The following is a 664-nucleotide window of genomic DNA, read 5'->3' as shown; positions in this document are numbered from 1 at the left end:
CTGTATGAATCCCGCCTGAAGGGAAAGCTGCACGTAATCAGCAAGCGATATACGCAGCGAATTGAGCGGCATAACCTGAATCTGAGGCAGCACCTGGCACGGCTGGGACGGAAGTCGCTGTCGTTCTCAAAATCGGTGGAGCTGCATGACAAAGTCATCGGGCATTATCTGAACATAAAACACTATCAATAAGTTGGAGTCATTACCGCTCGCCTTGAGCGAGATATATTAAAAAAAGCAACAGCGTATTTTGCACAGGAGTCGCTGAAAAATACGCGTTAATCGAACAATGGCGACAACAATTTCCCATTGAAGCGATGTGTCAGGTATTTGGTGTATCCAGGAGCGGTTATTACAACTGGGTACAGCATGAACCCTCAGACAGAAAACAAAGTGATGAGCGGCTAAAACTGGAGATTAAGGTGGCACATATCCGCACTCGCGAAACATATGGAACCCGGCGGCTCCAGACGGAGCTGGCAGAGAATGGCATCATCGTTGGTCGTGACCGACTGGCACGTCTTCGTAAGGAGCTAAGGCTACGCTGTAAGCAGAAACGCAAGTTCAGAGCGACTACGAACCCGAACCACAATCTGCCAGTTGCGCCAAATCTGCTGAACCAGACGTTCGCTCCTACAGCACCAAATCAGGTCTGGGTGGCGGA

At 49.8% G+C, this 664-nt stretch carries 1 protein-coding gene and 1 pseudogene; both read left to right on the top strand.

All coding sequences use genetic code 11. The annotated features are described in order from the left end of the window. The coding region (locus BGK49_RS27755; RefSeq protein ID WP_000718190.1) for an IS1 family transposase at positions 1-192 on the top strand (192 nt) is incomplete at its 5' end. 15 nt (positions 193-207) lie between these two features. Next, a pseudogene (locus tag BGK49_RS16720) lies at positions 208-664 on the top strand (IS3-like element ISSfl10 family transposase); the annotation flags it as partial.

Origin of the sequence: Shigella sp. FC1544, from assembly GCF_001722145.1 — a bacterium.
Lineage (GTDB): Bacteria > Pseudomonadota > Gammaproteobacteria > Enterobacterales > Enterobacteriaceae > Escherichia > Escherichia coli.
The sequence above is the reverse complement of the archived record's forward strand: the minus strand, read 5'-3'. Positions and strand labels throughout refer to the sequence as shown.